This window comes from Pedobacter sp. AC190 (genome assembly GCF_979258025.1).
The window spans coordinates 1-15238 of the sequence record NZ_OZ409824.1 but is presented as its reverse complement, the minus strand read 5'-3'; the positions used below and the strand labels follow the sequence as shown (position 1 = coordinate 15238).

The 15238-nt window shown below is 39.1% G+C and carries 18 protein-coding genes; 9 read left to right on the top strand and 9 right to left on the bottom strand.

From position 1 onward, the window contains the following. The first annotated feature begins 46 nt into the window (after positions 1 to 46). Positions 47 to 949, top strand: coding sequence for a hypothetical protein (locus tag ACZZZI_RS00090; RefSeq protein WP_463488266.1), 903 nt, complete (start codon positions 47 to 49; stop codon positions 947 to 949). Between the two features lie 89 nt (positions 950 to 1038). Continuing rightward, positions 1039 to 1218, top strand: coding sequence for a histone H1 (locus ACZZZI_RS00085; RefSeq protein WP_463488265.1), 180 nt, complete (start codon positions 1039 to 1041; stop codon positions 1216 to 1218). A 204-nt stretch (positions 1219 to 1422) separates the two neighbouring features. Here the strand turns inward: ACZZZI_RS00085 and ACZZZI_RS00080 are convergent, their stop codons facing one another. The 3 genes from ACZZZI_RS00080 to ACZZZI_RS00070 all read right to left on the bottom strand — a co-directional run bounded on the left by ACZZZI_RS00080 (position 1423) and on the right by ACZZZI_RS00070 (position 3943). Further along, positions 1423 to 2127, bottom strand: a complete 705-nt coding sequence (locus ACZZZI_RS00080) for an SOS response-associated peptidase (protein ID WP_463488264.1) — start codon at positions 2125 to 2127, stop codon at positions 1423 to 1425. 147 nt (positions 2128 to 2274) lie between these two features. Next, positions 2275 to 3519, bottom strand: coding sequence for a Y-family DNA polymerase (locus tag ACZZZI_RS00075; RefSeq protein ID WP_463488263.1), 1245 nt, complete (start codon positions 3517 to 3519; stop codon positions 2275 to 2277). After that, on the bottom strand, positions 3497 to 3943 hold the full coding sequence (locus ACZZZI_RS00070; RefSeq protein ID WP_463488262.1) for a LexA family protein: 447 nt from the start codon (positions 3941 to 3943) through the stop codon (positions 3497 to 3499). Before ACZZZI_RS00070 ends, ACZZZI_RS00075 begins: the two co-directional genes overlap by 23 nt. Positions 3944 to 4509: 566 nt before the next feature. On the opposite strand from ACZZZI_RS00070, the gene ACZZZI_RS00065 reads away from it, so the two are divergent. From ACZZZI_RS00065 to ACZZZI_RS00050, 4 genes are all read left to right on the top strand, one after another. Then, on the top strand, positions 4510 to 4959 hold the full coding sequence (locus ACZZZI_RS00065) for a hypothetical protein (protein WP_463488261.1): 450 nt from the start codon (positions 4510 to 4512) through the stop codon (positions 4957 to 4959). 12 nt (positions 4960 to 4971) lie between these two features. Next, on the top strand, positions 4972 to 5508 hold the full coding sequence (locus ACZZZI_RS00060; RefSeq protein WP_463488260.1) for a hypothetical protein: 537 nt from the start codon (positions 4972 to 4974) through the stop codon (positions 5506 to 5508). Positions 5509 to 5734: 226 nt separating this feature from the next. Continuing rightward, positions 5735 to 6256: a hypothetical protein gene (locus ACZZZI_RS00055; RefSeq protein WP_463488259.1), complete on the top strand. Its 522-nt coding sequence runs from the start codon at positions 5735 to 5737 to the stop codon at positions 6254 to 6256. Between the two features lie 87 nt (positions 6257 to 6343). Then, positions 6344 to 6691 carry a response regulator transcription factor gene (locus ACZZZI_RS00050; RefSeq protein ID WP_463488258.1) on the top strand — a complete coding sequence of 116 codons (348 nt, stop codon included), beginning with the start codon at positions 6344 to 6346 and terminating at the stop codon, positions 6689 to 6691. Between the two features lie 211 nt (positions 6692 to 6902). On the opposite strand, the gene ACZZZI_RS00045 is transcribed toward ACZZZI_RS00050, so the two are convergent. Next, positions 6903 to 7673 (bottom strand): DNA-formamidopyrimidine glycosylase family protein, encoded by a 771-nt coding sequence (locus ACZZZI_RS00045; protein WP_463488257.1) that lies wholly within the window; start codon positions 7671 to 7673, stop codon positions 6903 to 6905. Between the two features lie 66 nt (positions 7674 to 7739). Between ACZZZI_RS00045 and ACZZZI_RS00040 the strand changes: the two genes are divergently transcribed. Both ACZZZI_RS00040 and ACZZZI_RS00035 read left to right on the top strand, forming a co-directional pair. Continuing rightward, the gene (locus ACZZZI_RS00040; RefSeq protein WP_463488256.1) at positions 7740 to 7925 is read left to right on the top strand and encodes a DUF3606 domain-containing protein; all 186 of its coding nucleotides are present in this window, start codon (positions 7740 to 7742) and stop codon (positions 7923 to 7925) included. Between the two features lie 1471 nt (positions 7926 to 9396). Next, positions 9397 to 9522 (top strand): hypothetical protein, encoded by a 126-nt coding sequence (locus ACZZZI_RS00035; protein ID WP_463491750.1) that lies wholly within the window; start codon positions 9397 to 9399, stop codon positions 9520 to 9522. Between the two features lie 97 nt (positions 9523 to 9619). On the opposite strand, the gene ACZZZI_RS00030 is transcribed toward ACZZZI_RS00035, so the two are convergent. The 5 genes from ACZZZI_RS00030 to ACZZZI_RS00010 form a co-directional block, all read right to left on the bottom strand. After that, positions 9620 to 10111, bottom strand: a complete 492-nt coding sequence (locus tag ACZZZI_RS00030; RefSeq protein ID WP_463488255.1) for a DUF421 domain-containing protein — start codon at positions 10109 to 10111, stop codon at positions 9620 to 9622. Positions 10112 to 10414: 303 nt separating this feature from the next. Next, complete coding sequence (locus ACZZZI_RS00025; RefSeq protein WP_463488254.1) at positions 10415 to 11218, bottom strand: inorganic diphosphatase; 804 nt, start codon at positions 11216 to 11218, stop codon at positions 10415 to 10417. A gap of 422 nt (positions 11219 to 11640) precedes the next feature. Next, positions 11641 to 11850, bottom strand: coding sequence for a hypothetical protein (locus ACZZZI_RS00020; protein WP_463488253.1), 210 nt, complete (start codon positions 11848 to 11850; stop codon positions 11641 to 11643). Positions 11851 to 11915: 65 nt separating this feature from the next. Then, the gene (locus tag ACZZZI_RS00015; RefSeq protein ID WP_463488252.1) at positions 11916 to 13307 is read right to left on the bottom strand and encodes a YihY/virulence factor BrkB family protein; all 1392 of its coding nucleotides are present in this window, start codon (positions 13305 to 13307) and stop codon (positions 11916 to 11918) included. A gap of 358 nt (positions 13308 to 13665) precedes the next feature. Further along, on the bottom strand, positions 13666 to 13932 hold the full coding sequence (locus tag ACZZZI_RS00010; protein ID WP_463488251.1) for a YtxH domain-containing protein: 267 nt from the start codon (positions 13930 to 13932) through the stop codon (positions 13666 to 13668). 175 nt (positions 13933 to 14107) lie between these two features. On the opposite strand from ACZZZI_RS00010, the gene ACZZZI_RS00005 reads away from it, so the two are divergent. After that, a partial coding sequence (locus tag ACZZZI_RS00005) for a DUF748 domain-containing protein (protein WP_463488250.1) occupies positions 14108 to 15238 on the top strand: 1131 nt, incomplete at its 3' end.

Below are 15238 nucleotides of genomic sequence, written 5' to 3'. Positions count from 1 at the left end.
GTGTTTTGCGAAAGCGCTGGGCTTCAGTAAAGAGCTTCAGGAAAAAATGGAAGAAAACATGAAGTCTAATCTTCCTGAGTTTATTTTAAAGGACCAGATTAATGGACATAAAGGTCACATTGATTTAAATCTTTATTTTAAACAATCCGGCCAGTCCGAAAATTACTATCTTAACAAATACGATGTGGCGCTCAATGAGGCCAAGCCCTTAGAGCCTGGCCAAAAGTACCTGGTCATTTCTCCGAGTGAAACCGCTGGCAAGAACAATGTCTTTAAAAGGGAAAATGTGGCCGAGGCCATTGAAGTCTTCAAGAAGCATACTGGCAATGCTGAACTGGCTGTGGGTAAGGATGCTGCCCACAAAACCAAGCTGGCCACCATGGAAGAAGGCAAAATCAATTATGTGGACAAGGATTTTGCTAGGACTTTCCGAAATCCACCATTGCCGCAAACCATCTGGGTAGAAAGAGGCAAAGGCTTTACAGCTTCGCAATCTGTGAATTTGATTGAAGGAAGAGCTGTATATCGCGAGGATATGCTCACTCAGGGTGGATTGCCGTACAAAGCATGGATGAAGCTTGACCTGGACGGGCCGAGAGACAGGCATATGAATTTTAACATGAATCAGTATCACGACCCTTCTTATGGATTCAATCTAAAAGAGGTTCTGGACAAATTCAATATTAAGGAACTCGAGAATCCAAAGGATAGAGAAAAACTGGAAGCCCAATTGAAAAATGGTGATCGTCCTGTTATCACTGTAGAAAAAAATGGCGAACAAGTGAAGTTACAAGTTGAAGCAGTGCCACGTTATTCTCAACTCAATATGTTTGCAGCCAACGGAAGAGCAGAAAAACGAGAGCAGTTTCTTAAAGAGAATTCCTTGAATAAGGCTGTAACAAAATCACAGGGAAAACAAGTTTCTGCCAGTCAGGGCTTGGGCATTTAGGCTGTTTTTGTATTTTAGCGGCTCGTTTTTTGTAAACAAATATTAAATTTTATAATCGCTGACCGTTTTGGTTAGCAAAAGAAACAATTATGGAAAAGTTTGAAAAAGTAAAAGAATTGGTATCAGCAATTGAAGCAGATGCTACTAAATTTTATGACGGTGGTAATGCTGCGGCTGGTACTCGTGTACGTAAAGCAATGCAAGACCTAAAGGTTTTAGCTTCTGATATTAGAAAAGAAGTGACGGAAAAGAAAAATAGCGCAAAATAAAAAGATCGCTGTTTTGGGAAATGATAAGTCCCGGCCATGGGTCGGGACTTTTTTTTTCTGTTTAGCTTGAAAACCATCGATTCTTTCCTGATGCTATTTTCTATTAAAGAATAAGTTATATGTTATTTTCATCACCAATTCTTTAGATTCAGGCATCGATATCCTTTGTATTGTCATAATGACCTGAATATAACGGCTTGATAACTAGGTATCATCATCAGTATTTAGCGGCAATAACAAATCGGGATCATTGTTGGGCTTCTTTAAGGTCGATACCGCATTGACCCTTTTACCAACTTTAGTCCGTTTCATTAGTTCTGCAGGAAAAGTATCGAGTACGGTCATTTTGCTTGAAATAGAGAGGGTTTTGCTTAACCAGATCTCCTCCTCCTGTTTTGTTAGGATTACTGGCATCCGTGGCTTGGTATGTATTTCAGCCACCAAGGAGTTAGCTTCAGTAGTTAAAATGCCATATGTTCTAAACTTTTCTTTCGTCTCGGGATCAACCCATTGCGACCACAAGCCTGCAAAACAAAACATTTTCCTGTCTTTAACAGTAAAACGGTATGGTTGCTTGTCGCCTTTACCCAGGTCTTTCCATTCATAAAATCCGTCTGCTATTATCAGGCACGTTTTATGATTGGTTAACAGCGGTCGCCATAAATTACTATCCATTGCAGTTTCGCTTTTGATGTTCCATGTATCCCGGGTTAGCTTAAGGCTTTCAGCAAAATGGGGCACAATACCGAAGCGCATCTGCTGAATAACATCGGGTTCATCAGCAGTGATCACTAAGCCCTTTTGAGTTATTGCTAAATTATAGTTGGGCGTCCATTCAGTTTGTATCTGATGCGGATGCGCTTTAAGAATTTCTTTTTCTTCTGCTGTTAAGGTATAACGTGCACACATAGTCAGGATGTTATATCCAGATATAACACCTACAAGCTAATCGTGTTTTACTTTTTATGCTTAGCCTTCGGCTTATCCTTGATCTGATTTAATATAGCTGCTTCTTTAAGAAGATAGCGTTTTATTAATTCAATTAATTCTTTCATATCATTTTACTTTTATAATATCGTTCCAGTTGGTTGTATAACTCGGCCGTAGAAATTCCCGTTTCATTGACCATCTCGGATTAATCCCTTCGCCAGCCATTCTTAATGTTCCTGCGCCATAATGTTGATTGAGTTTATCCAGTACCGTTGATACTTTATCATGTTTAACGCCCTTCCAATCACTAAATAAATTCAGTTGCACTTCTGATTCAGGCAGTAATCCTGTAGCGGTTACTTCGACCTTCTGAAACAGATATCCGCGCATATATATCTTCTTGAGTCCGAACAATGCGATCTTAACCAGGTCAATAGTATTGTTAACAGGATGTTCCAAAGGGATCGTGATTGAAGGAAAAGCTTGCGATGCTTCCGGGCTAAATTTATTTGTCAGAAGCCTGATGGATAAAACACTTGTACAAAGCTTTTCTCTCCTGAGTTTCACCGCTAACCTTGCAGCATAGCTTGAGGTTGCTTCTTTGAGTTCGTTATAATCTGTGGTTAACTTTCCGAATGCTCTGCTGGTGCACATTCCTTTTTTGGGTTCCAAAACGGATTTTAACGGTATGCAACTCTCTCCCCAAAGCTCCCGCCACATTCTCAAGCCCACGATGGTCATATTGCTTTGCACCCAGTCCATAGGTAATTCTCTGAACTGTGCTGCAGTTTCGATTCCGCCCTTTATAAGCTTATGGGCAAACTGTCTTCCGACTCCCCACAAATCTTCAACCGGATAATCCGCTAACGCATCGCTTATCTGCTCCTCGGTTTCCAGTACCATCATACCATTATGCTTTTTAGAGGTTTTGTTGGCCACTTTAGCCAGAACTTTAGTTGGTGCAATGCCGACGCTTATCGGGATACCTGTATTGTAAATTACGGTTTCCCTGATCTCCTTTGCATATGCGTTGAGATTGGCAAATCCATTTAGTCCCAAAAAGCACTCATCAATACTGTACACCTCAACATTAGGCGTGAACCTGGCTAGATTGGTCATTACCCTGGCGCTTATATCGCCATACAAGGTGTAATGGCTGCTGAATACGGCAATGTTATGGTTCTTAACTTCTTCTTTTATTTTAAAGTATGGTGCGCCCATAGCAATGCCGCATGCTTTTGCTTCATTACTTCTGGCAATTACGCAGCCATCATTATTACTCAGCACAATCACGGGGACACCGTTGTATTGCGGTTCAAATAGCCTGTGACAGCTTGCATAAAAATTATTACAATCTGCCAGTGCGAACATTGGTTTGCTTTGAATGTGGTAAACAAGTCCAGGTAACAGCTCCGAAAACAGTTATCTTCCTGCCTGTGATATTCAGGCAAGCATCCATACTGTCATTAATACATAAATAACTTTGCTCACCCTTGATCAGCAGTTTTCGGGTTAACCATTCATCATCGACGCAGCAAACAATCAGCATTCCGGATGATACTTTGATTGATTTATCAACGATAATAATGCTACCCTTCATTATGCCGAAGTACCTCATCTGTTCATCGTCCGCCTCGAAGTAGAAGGTATTTGTTGGATCGTTAACAATTTTCTGAGCAATATGCAACCGTCGCTGTTTGTAATCTTCGGCAGGAGATATAAAGCCTGTAACGCGCCCGGGATTATCTAAAGTGTCGATTAAATTATTCTTCGGGATTTCAAGTTCTCTGATCATATGCTTTGAATTAGACCGTAAAATTACTAAATAAATTAGTAATACGTAAAGCTATTATCCACATCGATGTTAATAACTTAGCTGAGGCTTTAACGCATTTTATAAATGTCAGGGTACTTAATCGTCGTTAAATTCACGTTTTAAGCCTTTTCTGCTTTCATCCATTTCGATCAATAAACAAACAAGTTGTGTTTAAAAATTCAATTTGCTAATATAATTAGTATTTACAATATTTGCTTTATGAAACTTGAAAGTGGTACTTATTAAACGATTCAGACGGATAATCATAATAAAGTCTTTACTCGATGGCTATAGTTGCTGAAACTAAGCGGTCAAATTGTTGGCTTTTTAATAAACGAAGTAACACCTGGTATTCCCATAAAAATTCCATGCTAAATATTCGAATCCAACCGATCTGAATTTTAATATTAGAAACTAATGAATTAGGGATTAGGGGAGAAGCATTTGCTCGGCGGGTACTTCAATACGATCAGGATAAGGCAAAAGATAAATTCAAGTAAAACATCTTGATTTAGAAACGGTTATATAGGTTAAAGACACATCCCATGTTTACACTAGATTTTGAAATGTACCACTGTAGTACAACCCAACCGGTTAAAGTCCATATCAATGTGGACGATGAATTTTATTTTACCTCTATCGATGGTAATTTCAAAGGCTCATTCATCCTGGATAAGGATGTCGAGTGGGGCTATAGTACCGAAGATCTAGAATTAAAGGAATATATGGAAGGTGTTTCGATGTATTTGAGGGATGCCGATGCAAAACACCTATTGGCCGATAAACTAATGAACAAGTATGGAGAGAATCTTATTAGCTTTCAGTTTACTAACGATGATATACTTGAATTAGTGGCGCATAACGATACGGATTTAGAAGACTTTGGAAGCTGCATTAAGGATCATGTTTATGATGATGTGAGCTTTGAATCTAAACTAAGTGTTGTTTTAAGCAAAGAGGGTGATGATCACACCGTAGATTTTGATATTAACTAGTAAAAGAAAAATATGGATAGGAGTAAAGTAGCGGCATTGAACGCAGAACTTGAAGCAAAGCAAAAGAAATTTGACGAAGCTGCCGTTGAATCGTTTTGGAGTGAAAATGGTGAGCTGATCTATGTGCTAAAGGAAGGTGCCGAATTGGTGGAGTATAGCAGCCTTTTAAAGTATATTCTTGAAACCAACGGTGTCTTTGAGCATTCAACCAATGTTAAGGTGACACACGCAGATCAAACTCATTTTCATGTTTTTAGCATAGGGGAAGATTCGATCCATCTGGATGGTGAGTTGAATGATGAACAAAGTGATATCGATTCCAATGCAATAAGCGAGTTTGAAGATTTCTTAACACACCCCGAAACACCTTCAAAGTTCAGTGCAGAGCGCAATCTGGAGTATATATTGCCTGAGGAAGTTAACTTCGAGGTGGTGGCCTCTGATATCGATAAATTCATTTCCAAAACGATTAAAAGAAATAAAGACTTTAGTATTACCCTGGTATGCGGCAAGGATAAGGTGCTGCTGGAATATTCTGCGATATTATAATGGTAACGTTAGATTATAAGTTAGACCAGGATCCCTTCCCGGTTTGCATCTATCGAATTGTGCAATTACGGTCTGGTGAACCTTATCAATTCTATAGTGGCAGCACAATCATCGGTTGTATAGACAAGGTGGATAATAAGTGGCAGCAAGTATCAGGCCGGGAGACTTTAGATTCAATCGTCGAATCAATGGGAAGATTTATTGAAGTAAATACGTAAATTAGATTATGGATGCAGCAAATACAACGCCTAACAGCCGTAGTTTTTATGGCAAACAATTAGCCAATAACCTTCAGGAAGCTTTACCCCAAGCCAAGGTTGAATATTTTGGTGGCAATATTTATGTTTATTTATCACAGGCGATTGGTGAAAAAGCTAGCTTAAAAGGTTGGCTTTATACCCTCCTGGAATCATTACCAGATATTGACCACCCGCTGGAAAGGATTCAGTTTGTGGTTTATGAAAACAATGCACTTAAGCTTATCAGCGTAATTAATCCGTCAAAGTTTGACGTTACAGCATTAGATAAGGCAATAGGGCGTGGTTTAGACTTTTCCGCACCACCTCCGGCTGCCTGGGAGCTTGAGCCACTTCCGTTAAATCATCCCTATTACACGGAGGAAGGTTGGCTGAAAAACCAGCAAACAAAATCTAAGAAGGATAAGCAAGTAACCTTTGATGATGTTAAAGATTTACCAAATGTTAAGCCGATCTTAGATCAGATCAGAAAAGATGGTATTGATTTCTAATCTGCTTTTAACCTTCTTGTATTAATGCTGTCACCAATTTATACGGTAATAAATTTATTGGTATATTAGTCTACTAAATTAGTAGATATGGCGAAGATACTGGTTGTAGAAAACAACGAAAGTAATGCAAATGTTATTGCTTTAATCCTCGAGTCAAATGATTTTACGGTAGATTGTATTGGCGACAGTTCGCTTCTGAGTGATAAACTTGCTTCATTTCGCCCGGATTTGATTTTGATGGACGTCCAACTCGACACGGATGATGGGAGGGTTTTGTGTGATTCAATCAAAAATCACTCAGACATTCCAATAGTTTTAGTTACAGCTTTGCCTCCTAAAGAAGTTTCAAAAGTACCATGTAAAGCCGATGATATCATTTATAAGCCATTTGAAATGGATGAGTTGATCGAAAAAGTTGAGCATCAGTTGTTTTAAAAGAATAAAATAAATTTTTTAATTAATGATTATTTTTAATGCATGCCACAGTCAGCATTAAACTTGCTTGCCGTGGATTTCCCTGAATACGCCAATCGGAATACTTAGTAAGCACCTCTGTCTAAAAACCATTCTGCCTGAGATCAAAATCGTTTCACCATTGGGTAGTTCTTTATCTGCAACTGTTCTTTATTTCAAAACATATTTATAGCTATTTATACAATCGCTGGCTCTCTACGTAGTAGGTTTTACGAGAGCCTTTCTGGTGGATCAATATGTCTTCACCTTTCTTTGTCGTTTTGGTCTTAGGCAGGTGTATCTTTAGGAAGTCCCTGTTCTCGCCTATGATTAAATCGTCACTGGCGTTAGTAAGGTTCTTTATCTCTGCGGTTAATACCTTATGAATGGATTTCGCTAAAGCTTCAACTTCACGAGCTGGAATAGCATTGGCAGCTGATAGGGGAGATATCCCTGCATCATAAAGAATTTCATCAGAATAGCTGTTGCCTATACCTCTGACAATCTTCTGGTCAAGCAATACTGTTTTAACATCGGTTTTCTTTTTAGCAAGAATACCTTTCAGCCACTCCGCATCTATGTCTAAGGCATCAGGTACCTTAGACTGCGCTGGGTTTAAAGTAGGGGTGGCCCGTTTTTGCCAGTCTGTTAGGAATAAGGTATCGTTTGTAAATGCTAACTCAAGAATCGGAAACTTAATTTCTTCATCCTTTTTCTTCAATCTAATCTCACCATGTAACATTAGGTGAATACCAAGCATATTCCCGCCTGCAAATTCGAAGCGCAATTCTTTACCTTCCCTGAAAACTGATTTTAACTGGTGACCGGCAAACGCAGTTGTTAATTCGCTTTGCGTGGCATTGCTTTTTCTATCAACATGAAGCTTAATGGCATTTAATTTATGATGGGCAAGCTTTTTATCTAGATGGCTTGCCATTACGGCTAAGTCTGGTAATTCTGGCATATTGGGTGTTTTTAGCGATCATGAATATACTTTAAAACCAAATTATGTTATGGTTGTTTTATCAACATGGATAATAAAACGAAACAAGACGGTCGTGATGATTCTAAGGTAGATTTAAACGACGTAAACGAAGTTGCTTATGCTGCAAAGCAGGCTGGCCTTACGGCAGGTGAATATAAAGAACTGGCTAAAGCAAGCGGAAGCTCCTCACGAACAGTTATTGCAGCGTATATCGCTAAGCACAAATCTTAGTTTAACCCATATCGGAAATATGGGAAGAAAAAAATGGCGGATGTAGCAGGAAAACCTGGTCGAGATTTTTGATCATTGGAGCGATTTGCTTTATAGTGGTACTTTATGTTGATCTGATTTCTTAATATTCTAAATCCAACAATTCCCGAGAGTAAAAGTACCCCATAAATATAATGGTCAAGGTCACACTGTACTGGACCTGATGCGGTGAATAATACATAATTATATTCATCGTGTTGCGTACCTAATACCACAAATTGGCATTTAGCCCCTGTTTTAGTTCCCAATTGGACTCTAGGACAGGCGGGTGGAGATGTTGGGTACTTAGGACCTAGCAGTTCATAAAAGCCGAATCCATTTTTCACCGAATAGAGCAAGCCATCGCTAGAGCGTAGGCATCCTATACCTGGTTGAGCTTTGGCAAGCATTATAAAACCAAAAAAAGGGTGAGTAGAATAACCTTTTTCATACCCAGATATAACGTCTAAAACCTTTAATTGGATTGTTTGATGTTGATAATGAATAAGTTGAACAAAATTCGAGTGTTCTGGACAGAAACAAAAAGGCCACTTGAATCTGGTTCAGGTGGCCTTCTTAACAAACAATTAATCGTTTAAATCTATCCAGATCTAATGAATCAATGCGAGTTTAAGACATATCAAATAAGATATTTGTTTTGTTTACTAGGCATTTATAGCGTGGAGTTGTTCTTATGGTCAAACGCAATGTAGTTTCTGTAAAATATCCAAATATTAAAGCGCTCCCGCTTGACCATCTTCCTGAATCTCCCATTTAAAAACCTTACTTTGAAAAACCGGTTTTGCCAATACACCTCGATGCTCGAATTAAGCCAATCGAAGTTAATATTTTACCTGTCCCAGTTTTTTCAACAACAAACGCTAAAAAATAAATTAATTTTTGAAATCCTTTTTAAACTTCTTTTTAAACTCTACTCGATATGCCACGCCATTTGCAATACCTTGATTAGTGATGGAAGTTGGAGCTTCTGGCCCGATTAATTGCCCCAAATTCGTTAGCAATACATTAATTACTTGGCAGGCTTATTTTATGATGATCTGCTTTCTCAATATTCTAAATCCAACAATTCCCGAGAAAAGAAGCATCCCATCACCTAATGGTCAAGGTCAAACTGTACCAAACCTGTCGCGGTAAATACTACATAATTATATTCATCGATTTTAAAGAGGTTTATCATATTCCAATATCTTTATCGGAATAAGGGATACTCATTGTAAATAGAAATCATAATGAAAATACAGCCAAATTATCCAGACGCAATGCAGTCCTGACTGTAGAGGAGAATTTAACGAGTGGTCAATTATTGAATAGTTCCACTAGAAATGGGGAAGCTAAGTTTGCAATGGATGATAATTGAAAAGCAATGAATTCAATCAAACCCATTTACCGAATCCCATTCCAATGATATTTTGAAGGTTATAAAAACGAAGAGATTGCAGAGGAATTGAATCTGCCGATCGGAACTGTTAAAAACTCTTATTCATCAGACCAGAATTGGCTTGAACAAAATACCTTCAGATGTATAGGAAATAAACAGCAGCGTTTTTTCGTAATGTAAAGTGCCTCATTATAATGATAACTGGCATATGTTTGCATCTAAAGTACCTTTGATTGATACATACTGTTTTTGATCTCTAATCAGATCCGGATTATTTTTAATTCTTGGAAAGAATAATACTCATTCGGCCATCTCGCTCCATATATATACAATCAATGTTATCTAGGTCATCGCTATGCATTACCTGTCGCACCTGCTCCAGTATTTCTGGTTTTCCAATCAATCCTTTTTTTAAGTTTTCGTTACGGAATTTACCATGCTGGTAAAGTATGATCTTCTTGCCAGAAATCCACTCGCCCAAAATTGGCTTAACACTCGTGAGCCAAGCCAAGAGCCTGTGTATGATAACGATCAGGGTGCTTGAAGCCAGCACTGGTAAAAAAGGAGATGCTCCAACAACTGCTCTGCTGAGTACTGCACCCAATAAAATCACAATAATATTGTCTAAGGGACTTCTCAAGGCGAATGAGCGTCTACCGGAAATGCGAATTAACAAATAAGCCAACAGGAATACGATTGCTGCCCGGCTACACATTCCTAAACAGGAAAGTTGCGTATTGGTTTCTAATAATAATTTGCTCCAGTTCATAACTTAATGTGAATTATCTCTCTTCAGCTTTTAACATTCTTGGTTCTTGTTGGTTTGTTCCTGTTAACATTTTTTGTAACAGAGATTGTTTTTTACCGCTTTTGTTTTTCGGAAGGGGGTTTAAACAGTAAGATAAATTCTAACAGATGGAACAAAAAAAATTAAAAATGCTAAAGCGAAATATCTAAAGCCATTTTTCCAAAAGCGGAATCCGCAATTGGCCAATCTTCTGATTAGTTACCTTAATAGCTTTAAGATGAAGATGCAAAAGCAATCGCCAGGCGTTTCTCTGGTTTAAGACCTTTATAATGTACTAACTTTCATTGTGCGTACAAGGATTTCTTTCTGATTCAATTCCTTTTCAAGCGCTGATTTCAGCGCTGACCAGAAAGGAATATCAAGATTGTCAACCATCGTTTCGATAATCATCGACTGATCAAATTCCGCTCGGCCTGCATCTTTCCAGATCCCCTTGACAGGATTGTGCGAATAGATGCTCGTTCCTCCGAATTCCTCGATCAAAGTTTTTTGCAACCTTTCCAGGGTCAAGGCGAATGCAGCATTAGAAGTGAGGGGCAAAAATATCTGGACGAGGAAATCCTTTTGGTTGTTTTTTTTCTTTCCTTCCTTTATACTTTTAAGGGCTGCTAGGGGACCAGCCACTTTCTTGATCTTAAACTCTTTCCCTGCAAGACGATTATAGGCGACAAAGAAATGTTCCATTTCAGCTATAAGTTCCTTGCCAAGATCGGCTATCGTTCTGGTCCCTTTAAACATATCGGAAATCTCTGGGACCGCTATGATTCGGTCATTTTCCATCTCCTCACCGTTCTTTTCCCTTTGAGAGGCCCTGAATACCCCGATGATTCTGCAATCCAGTGCGCAACCCGTGAAACTTCCAAATTCTGAGACCACCATAACATCCAGGGGATCGCCGTCCTCACCCAAAGTACCAGGAAGATAACCGAAGTCAAACGGAAAGACCAGTCCTGCTGGCATAACCTTAGTGAGCAGAAAAACATCCTGCATAGGTTCATAGTCAAATTTCTGGCTGCTGCCCTTAGGCGTTTCAATGATTACCCTGAACAACTTACCCTGCTTTTTCATCTCGATACTTTTTTAGTTGAATGATTAGGTTGATTTTCGAATGCTGCTTAGTCGATATTACGGTTGATCTGCTAAGCCTCGGAACTGACACATTTCTGAAAATAGCTGTGTTGCTTTCACTCATCGGCCTATCTTTCGTTAAAGACTTTTTTAGTCTCTTTTTTGCTGTTATTTTCCGTTGCCTCTTGAAGCCCAACATTTGGTGGTATTCCCCTGCTCTGGCGTTGTTGGTTAGTCACCTCTTTGATAATTTTATACCATGAAAAATTGCTTGCCCCATTGAAACTGGAATCAACGGATATGTGACCGATTGTATGGCATGGCGGTCAGGATGGTGATGCCATCTTTGGGCATAAGCACAATTGTCATGTTTTTTTATTTATTAGCTGATACTCTTTGTACCGGTATCCAGGTGTAACTAATCAGATCTGCAGCTCGATGAATATGTCGTCACTGCTTTCTCGCTCGAAAATTGAGAGTACTTTTTCCAAAACAAGTTGTTTTAGCGCAAGTTTCAGATCATCCAATTCCATTCCTACATCCTTTGAAGCCTGCGCTAGGCTGAACATTCCCCTGGTAGAATCCTTAAGTTCTTCCGTCAGATATTTTCTGACTACTTCTTTGTTGCTCATAGTGCGCATATTTATATAATCAATACCTATAATTTTTCTGCTTCCACTGATAACCAGTGAATTACTTACCTTTTTTCCACAGATTGAATTGATTCATTTGCCTGCTCAACCTCGACTTCTTTAATGGCAACTGCGTAATGGTTAGGATGGATCTCTGAACCATAAGCAATTGCATATGATTTAGTGAATTCCGCGCCAAAGTACAGTATGATGGAGGAATAATAGGTCCAAAGTAAAAGAACGATAAGTGAACCGGCAGCCCCATAAGTACTCCCGATATCACTTTTTGAGATATAAATTGATATGGCAAATTTACCAGCCATGAACAATACAGCGGTTATTAATGCCCCGGATAACACGTCCCGCCATTTGATTTCGGCGTCTGGAAGCACTTTAAATATAACGCCAAAAATCGAGGAAATTACCACTAGCGTGATGGCTGTATTGATGATATAGAAAACAATTACAGATACATCCTGGAACCTGCTTTGGAGCCTGTCACTAAATCCATCTAAAACGGCTGTTACCCCTAAAGAAACCAATAACAGAAATCCTAGTGAAATGATTACTGAAAAAGAAAGAAAACGATTCTGCAACATCTTCAACCAGCCTCTTTTAGGTTTGGGCTTTATCCCCCAAATGGTATTGATTGAATCCTTTATGTCTGCAAAAATGCTGGTGGCTCCAATAAGCAATGTTCCCAGGCCAATAATAAAAGCGATGGTACCCTTGTCTCCAAGGCCAGCACTCTTAATCATCTCCTGCAGCTGCATCGCAGTATCTGAACCCAGAAAACCTTTCAGCTGGTCAAATATCTTACCCTGCGCGGCTTCTTTTTTCATAAAAATCCCGCATAGGGCAATGATTACCACCAGCAGCGGTCCCATGGAGAAAACAGTATAATAAGCCAGAGAACCACTCATTTTCGTAACCTTATGATCTCCGAAACCAGCGAAAGAAGATTTTAGTACATTCCATATCCCTTTCAGGCTGAGCTTTTCTTTGTTGGCTGGTTTTTCACTTCCAGGTAACTCCGCGCCATCGTTATCTCTGATACTGTAAGCGAACTGCTTTGAGGCCGATGTAGCTAAGTTTGGAATAGCTATTACAGGGGATGGCTGCACGGTTTTAGGGCTAAGTGTTTTTTTAGTGACCTGTTTTGCTGCCAGTGATATTAGCCATCGATTGAGAAAACCAGTTTTTCTGAGTAGTGTTTTGCGAAGCAAGGAAGCCACAACATCTGGAATAAGTTGCCCTTTTGGATCTTTGAGCTGATCCAATTTTTTATCTAACCCAGTTTGGAGATTTTTTTTTACAAATGCTAGTGGACGATCGGCGGTCAGGCCTTTTATAAGTGATTTTATTTCTGATTCCCCTAAGGAAATTTCTCTTTGAAGTTCGGCATTGTAATCCTCCAGCTCTTCCAGGCTTCTAAAACTTTTATTTTTCTCGATCATTATCCAAATATTTGTGCATGAGTTTTCTAATGGACATATCGATCAACACCTTTTCAATGAAAGATATCCTTTTTGAAAATACGCCAATTGCTACGACCAGATAAAAACTGGTAAGACTGCCAAACCCCAGCGCATAGCTATTGAATAAATCAGAAAGGAAAAATCCCAATGTTATGGTGCTAAAGAGAAATGCAAGTAAAATGCAGACCGACATGATAATATTAGTTACCAGATTGGCCGCGAGTTCGGAAATGAAAATAATCGAACGGTATTTTAAAAGTTCCAGCCGCTGTTCGATATGAGGCGGACCGCATCTAGAACGCCTGAAATTTCACTAAATAAATCTCCCATAATAAAATTAAGCCTCGGTAGTTTTTTCAGATACTTCTTCTTTAACCTCGCCAAACTTGTCCTGGACTTTCTCTGCAAGCCCTTCGCTCGCGGCAGTTAGTTTTTCAATTCCCTGCATGGCGTTATCCACGATTTTGTCTTTTAAATCTGCCAGTGCATGTGATAACCTGTCTTGAGTTTGCTCACCTTTACCAGGAGCAAAAAGGATCCCAAGCGCGGCGCCCGCTGCAAGTCCGGCGATCAGTGCGGCTATTGTATTCGAATTGTTGTTCATCTTTCTGTGCTATTGTATTTTCATAACCCTAACTTCCTGGTTTTTGTTTTCTTTTTTGGCTAAAGCTATACACATTCGGCATTCAAGCCTGTTAAGCAAGTTCTATTGTATTTGAACGCTATTAATGTTCTTACAGAACTTTTGGCGATAATTCGTGTTGAATAAACAGAAATATTTGAAAAGTCAAATGAAAAAGAGTTCCACAAAACTGCGTAAACGATATATCATTACCGGCACCATTCTTTTAATCCTGGTGTTGATTCGCATTGCGCTACCGTATCTCGTTTTGAAATACGTGAATAAGAATTTGGCTGAAATGAAAGGATATTATGGACATGTTAGCGATATTGATATCCATTTATACCGGGGTGCCTATCAGATTGATGGATTGTATATTAATAAGGTAGATAGTAAGAATAAAAAGCAAACAGAGTTTATCCGCATTAAAAAAACAGATCTGTCTGTGGAATGGAAAGCCCTTCTAAATGGTGCATTTGTAGGAGAACTTGATATTTTTTCACCCAAACTCGTTTTTACAAAGAATAAGACCGAGATTGGCAAAGTAGCCAAGGATACCAATGATTTTAGAAAAGTGCTTAAGAGCCTCATGCCGCTTAAGGTGAACAGGTTTGAGGTGCATGAGGGCAGCATTCATTATGTTGATCCAGGATCTTCACCCAAGGTGGATGTCTCTGTCAAAGAGCTTCACATTATCGCCTCCAATCTGACTAATAGTAAAGATGAAAAATCAAAATTGCCCTCTGCGCTGCTGGCTGATGGTAAGGCGTATGATGGAACAATCACCATAAAGATGAAACTCGATGCTTTAGCCAAACAACCTACTTTTGATCTGACTGCAGATATAAAGGGAGCAAACCTGGTCAAGCTGAACAGTTTTTTAAAAGCATACGGAAAATTTGACGTCAGCAAAGGAACCTTCGGGCTTTATAGTGAATTCGCAGCAGAGAAAGGTAAATTCAAAGGCTACGTAAAACCCATCATAAAGGACCTGAAGGTTGTGGGGCCTGAAGATAAAAAGGATGGTTTCTTTCAGAAAGTAAAGGAAGCACTTATTGGATTAGCTGGTAATATTCTAAAAAATCCTAAAAAACAACAGGTTGCAACAAAAATTCCCATTGAGGGCACATTTAAGGATGCTTCGGTAGATAGCGGATCGGCAATTTGGGAAGTGCTAAAGAATGCATTTATCGAAGCACTTATGCCAAGTATTGACAATGAAATATCTATTGCCTCGGTAGGTGAAGTTGATGGGAAAGGCAAAAAGAAAACCTTTTTCGGCTTATTG

Coding starts and splice junctions, on each gene's coding strand:
- ACZZZI_RS00090 (WP_463488266.1), top strand. CDS start 47: ATGGAAGAAAACATGAAGTCTAATCTTCCTGAGTTTATTTTAAAGGAC.
- ACZZZI_RS00085 (WP_463488265.1), top strand. CDS start 1,039: ATGGAAAAGTTTGAAAAAGTAAAAGAATTGGTATCAGCAATTGAAGCA.
- ACZZZI_RS00080 (WP_463488264.1), bottom strand. CDS start 2,127: ATGTGTGCACGTTATACCTTAACAGCAGAAGAAAAAGAAATTCTTAAA.
- ACZZZI_RS00075 (WP_463488263.1), bottom strand. CDS start 3,519: ATGTTCGCACTGGCAGATTGTAATAATTTTTATGCAAGCTGTCACAGG.
- ACZZZI_RS00070 (WP_463488262.1), bottom strand. CDS start 3,943: ATGATCAGAGAACTTGAAATCCCGAAGAATAATTTAATCGACACTTTA.
- ACZZZI_RS00065 (WP_463488261.1), top strand. CDS start 4,510: ATGTTTACACTAGATTTTGAAATGTACCACTGTAGTACAACCCAACCG.
- ACZZZI_RS00060 (WP_463488260.1), top strand. CDS start 4,972: ATGGATAGGAGTAAAGTAGCGGCATTGAACGCAGAACTTGAAGCAAAG.
- ACZZZI_RS00055 (WP_463488259.1), top strand. CDS start 5,735: ATGGATGCAGCAAATACAACGCCTAACAGCCGTAGTTTTTATGGCAAA.
- ACZZZI_RS00050 (WP_463488258.1), top strand. CDS start 6,344: ATGGCGAAGATACTGGTTGTAGAAAACAACGAAAGTAATGCAAATGTT.
- ACZZZI_RS00045 (WP_463488257.1), bottom strand. CDS start 7,673: ATGCCAGAATTACCAGACTTAGCCGTAATGGCAAGCCATCTAGATAAA.
- ACZZZI_RS00040 (WP_463488256.1), top strand. CDS start 7,740: ATGGATAATAAAACGAAACAAGACGGTCGTGATGATTCTAAGGTAGAT.
- ACZZZI_RS00030 (WP_463488255.1), bottom strand. CDS start 10,111: ATGAACTGGAGCAAATTATTATTAGAAACCAATACGCAACTTTCCTGT.
- ACZZZI_RS00025 (WP_463488254.1), bottom strand. CDS start 11,218: ATGAAAAAGCAGGGTAAGTTGTTCAGGGTAATCATTGAAACGCCTAAG.
- ACZZZI_RS00020 (WP_463488253.1), bottom strand. CDS start 11,850: ATGAGCAACAAAGAAGTAGTCAGAAAATATCTGACGGAAGAACTTAAG.
- ACZZZI_RS00015 (WP_463488252.1), bottom strand. CDS start 13,307: ATGATCGAGAAAAATAAAAGTTTTAGAAGCCTGGAAGAGCTGGAGGAT.
- ACZZZI_RS00010 (WP_463488251.1), bottom strand. CDS start 13,932: ATGAACAACAATTCGAATACAATAGCCGCACTGATCGCCGGACTTGCA.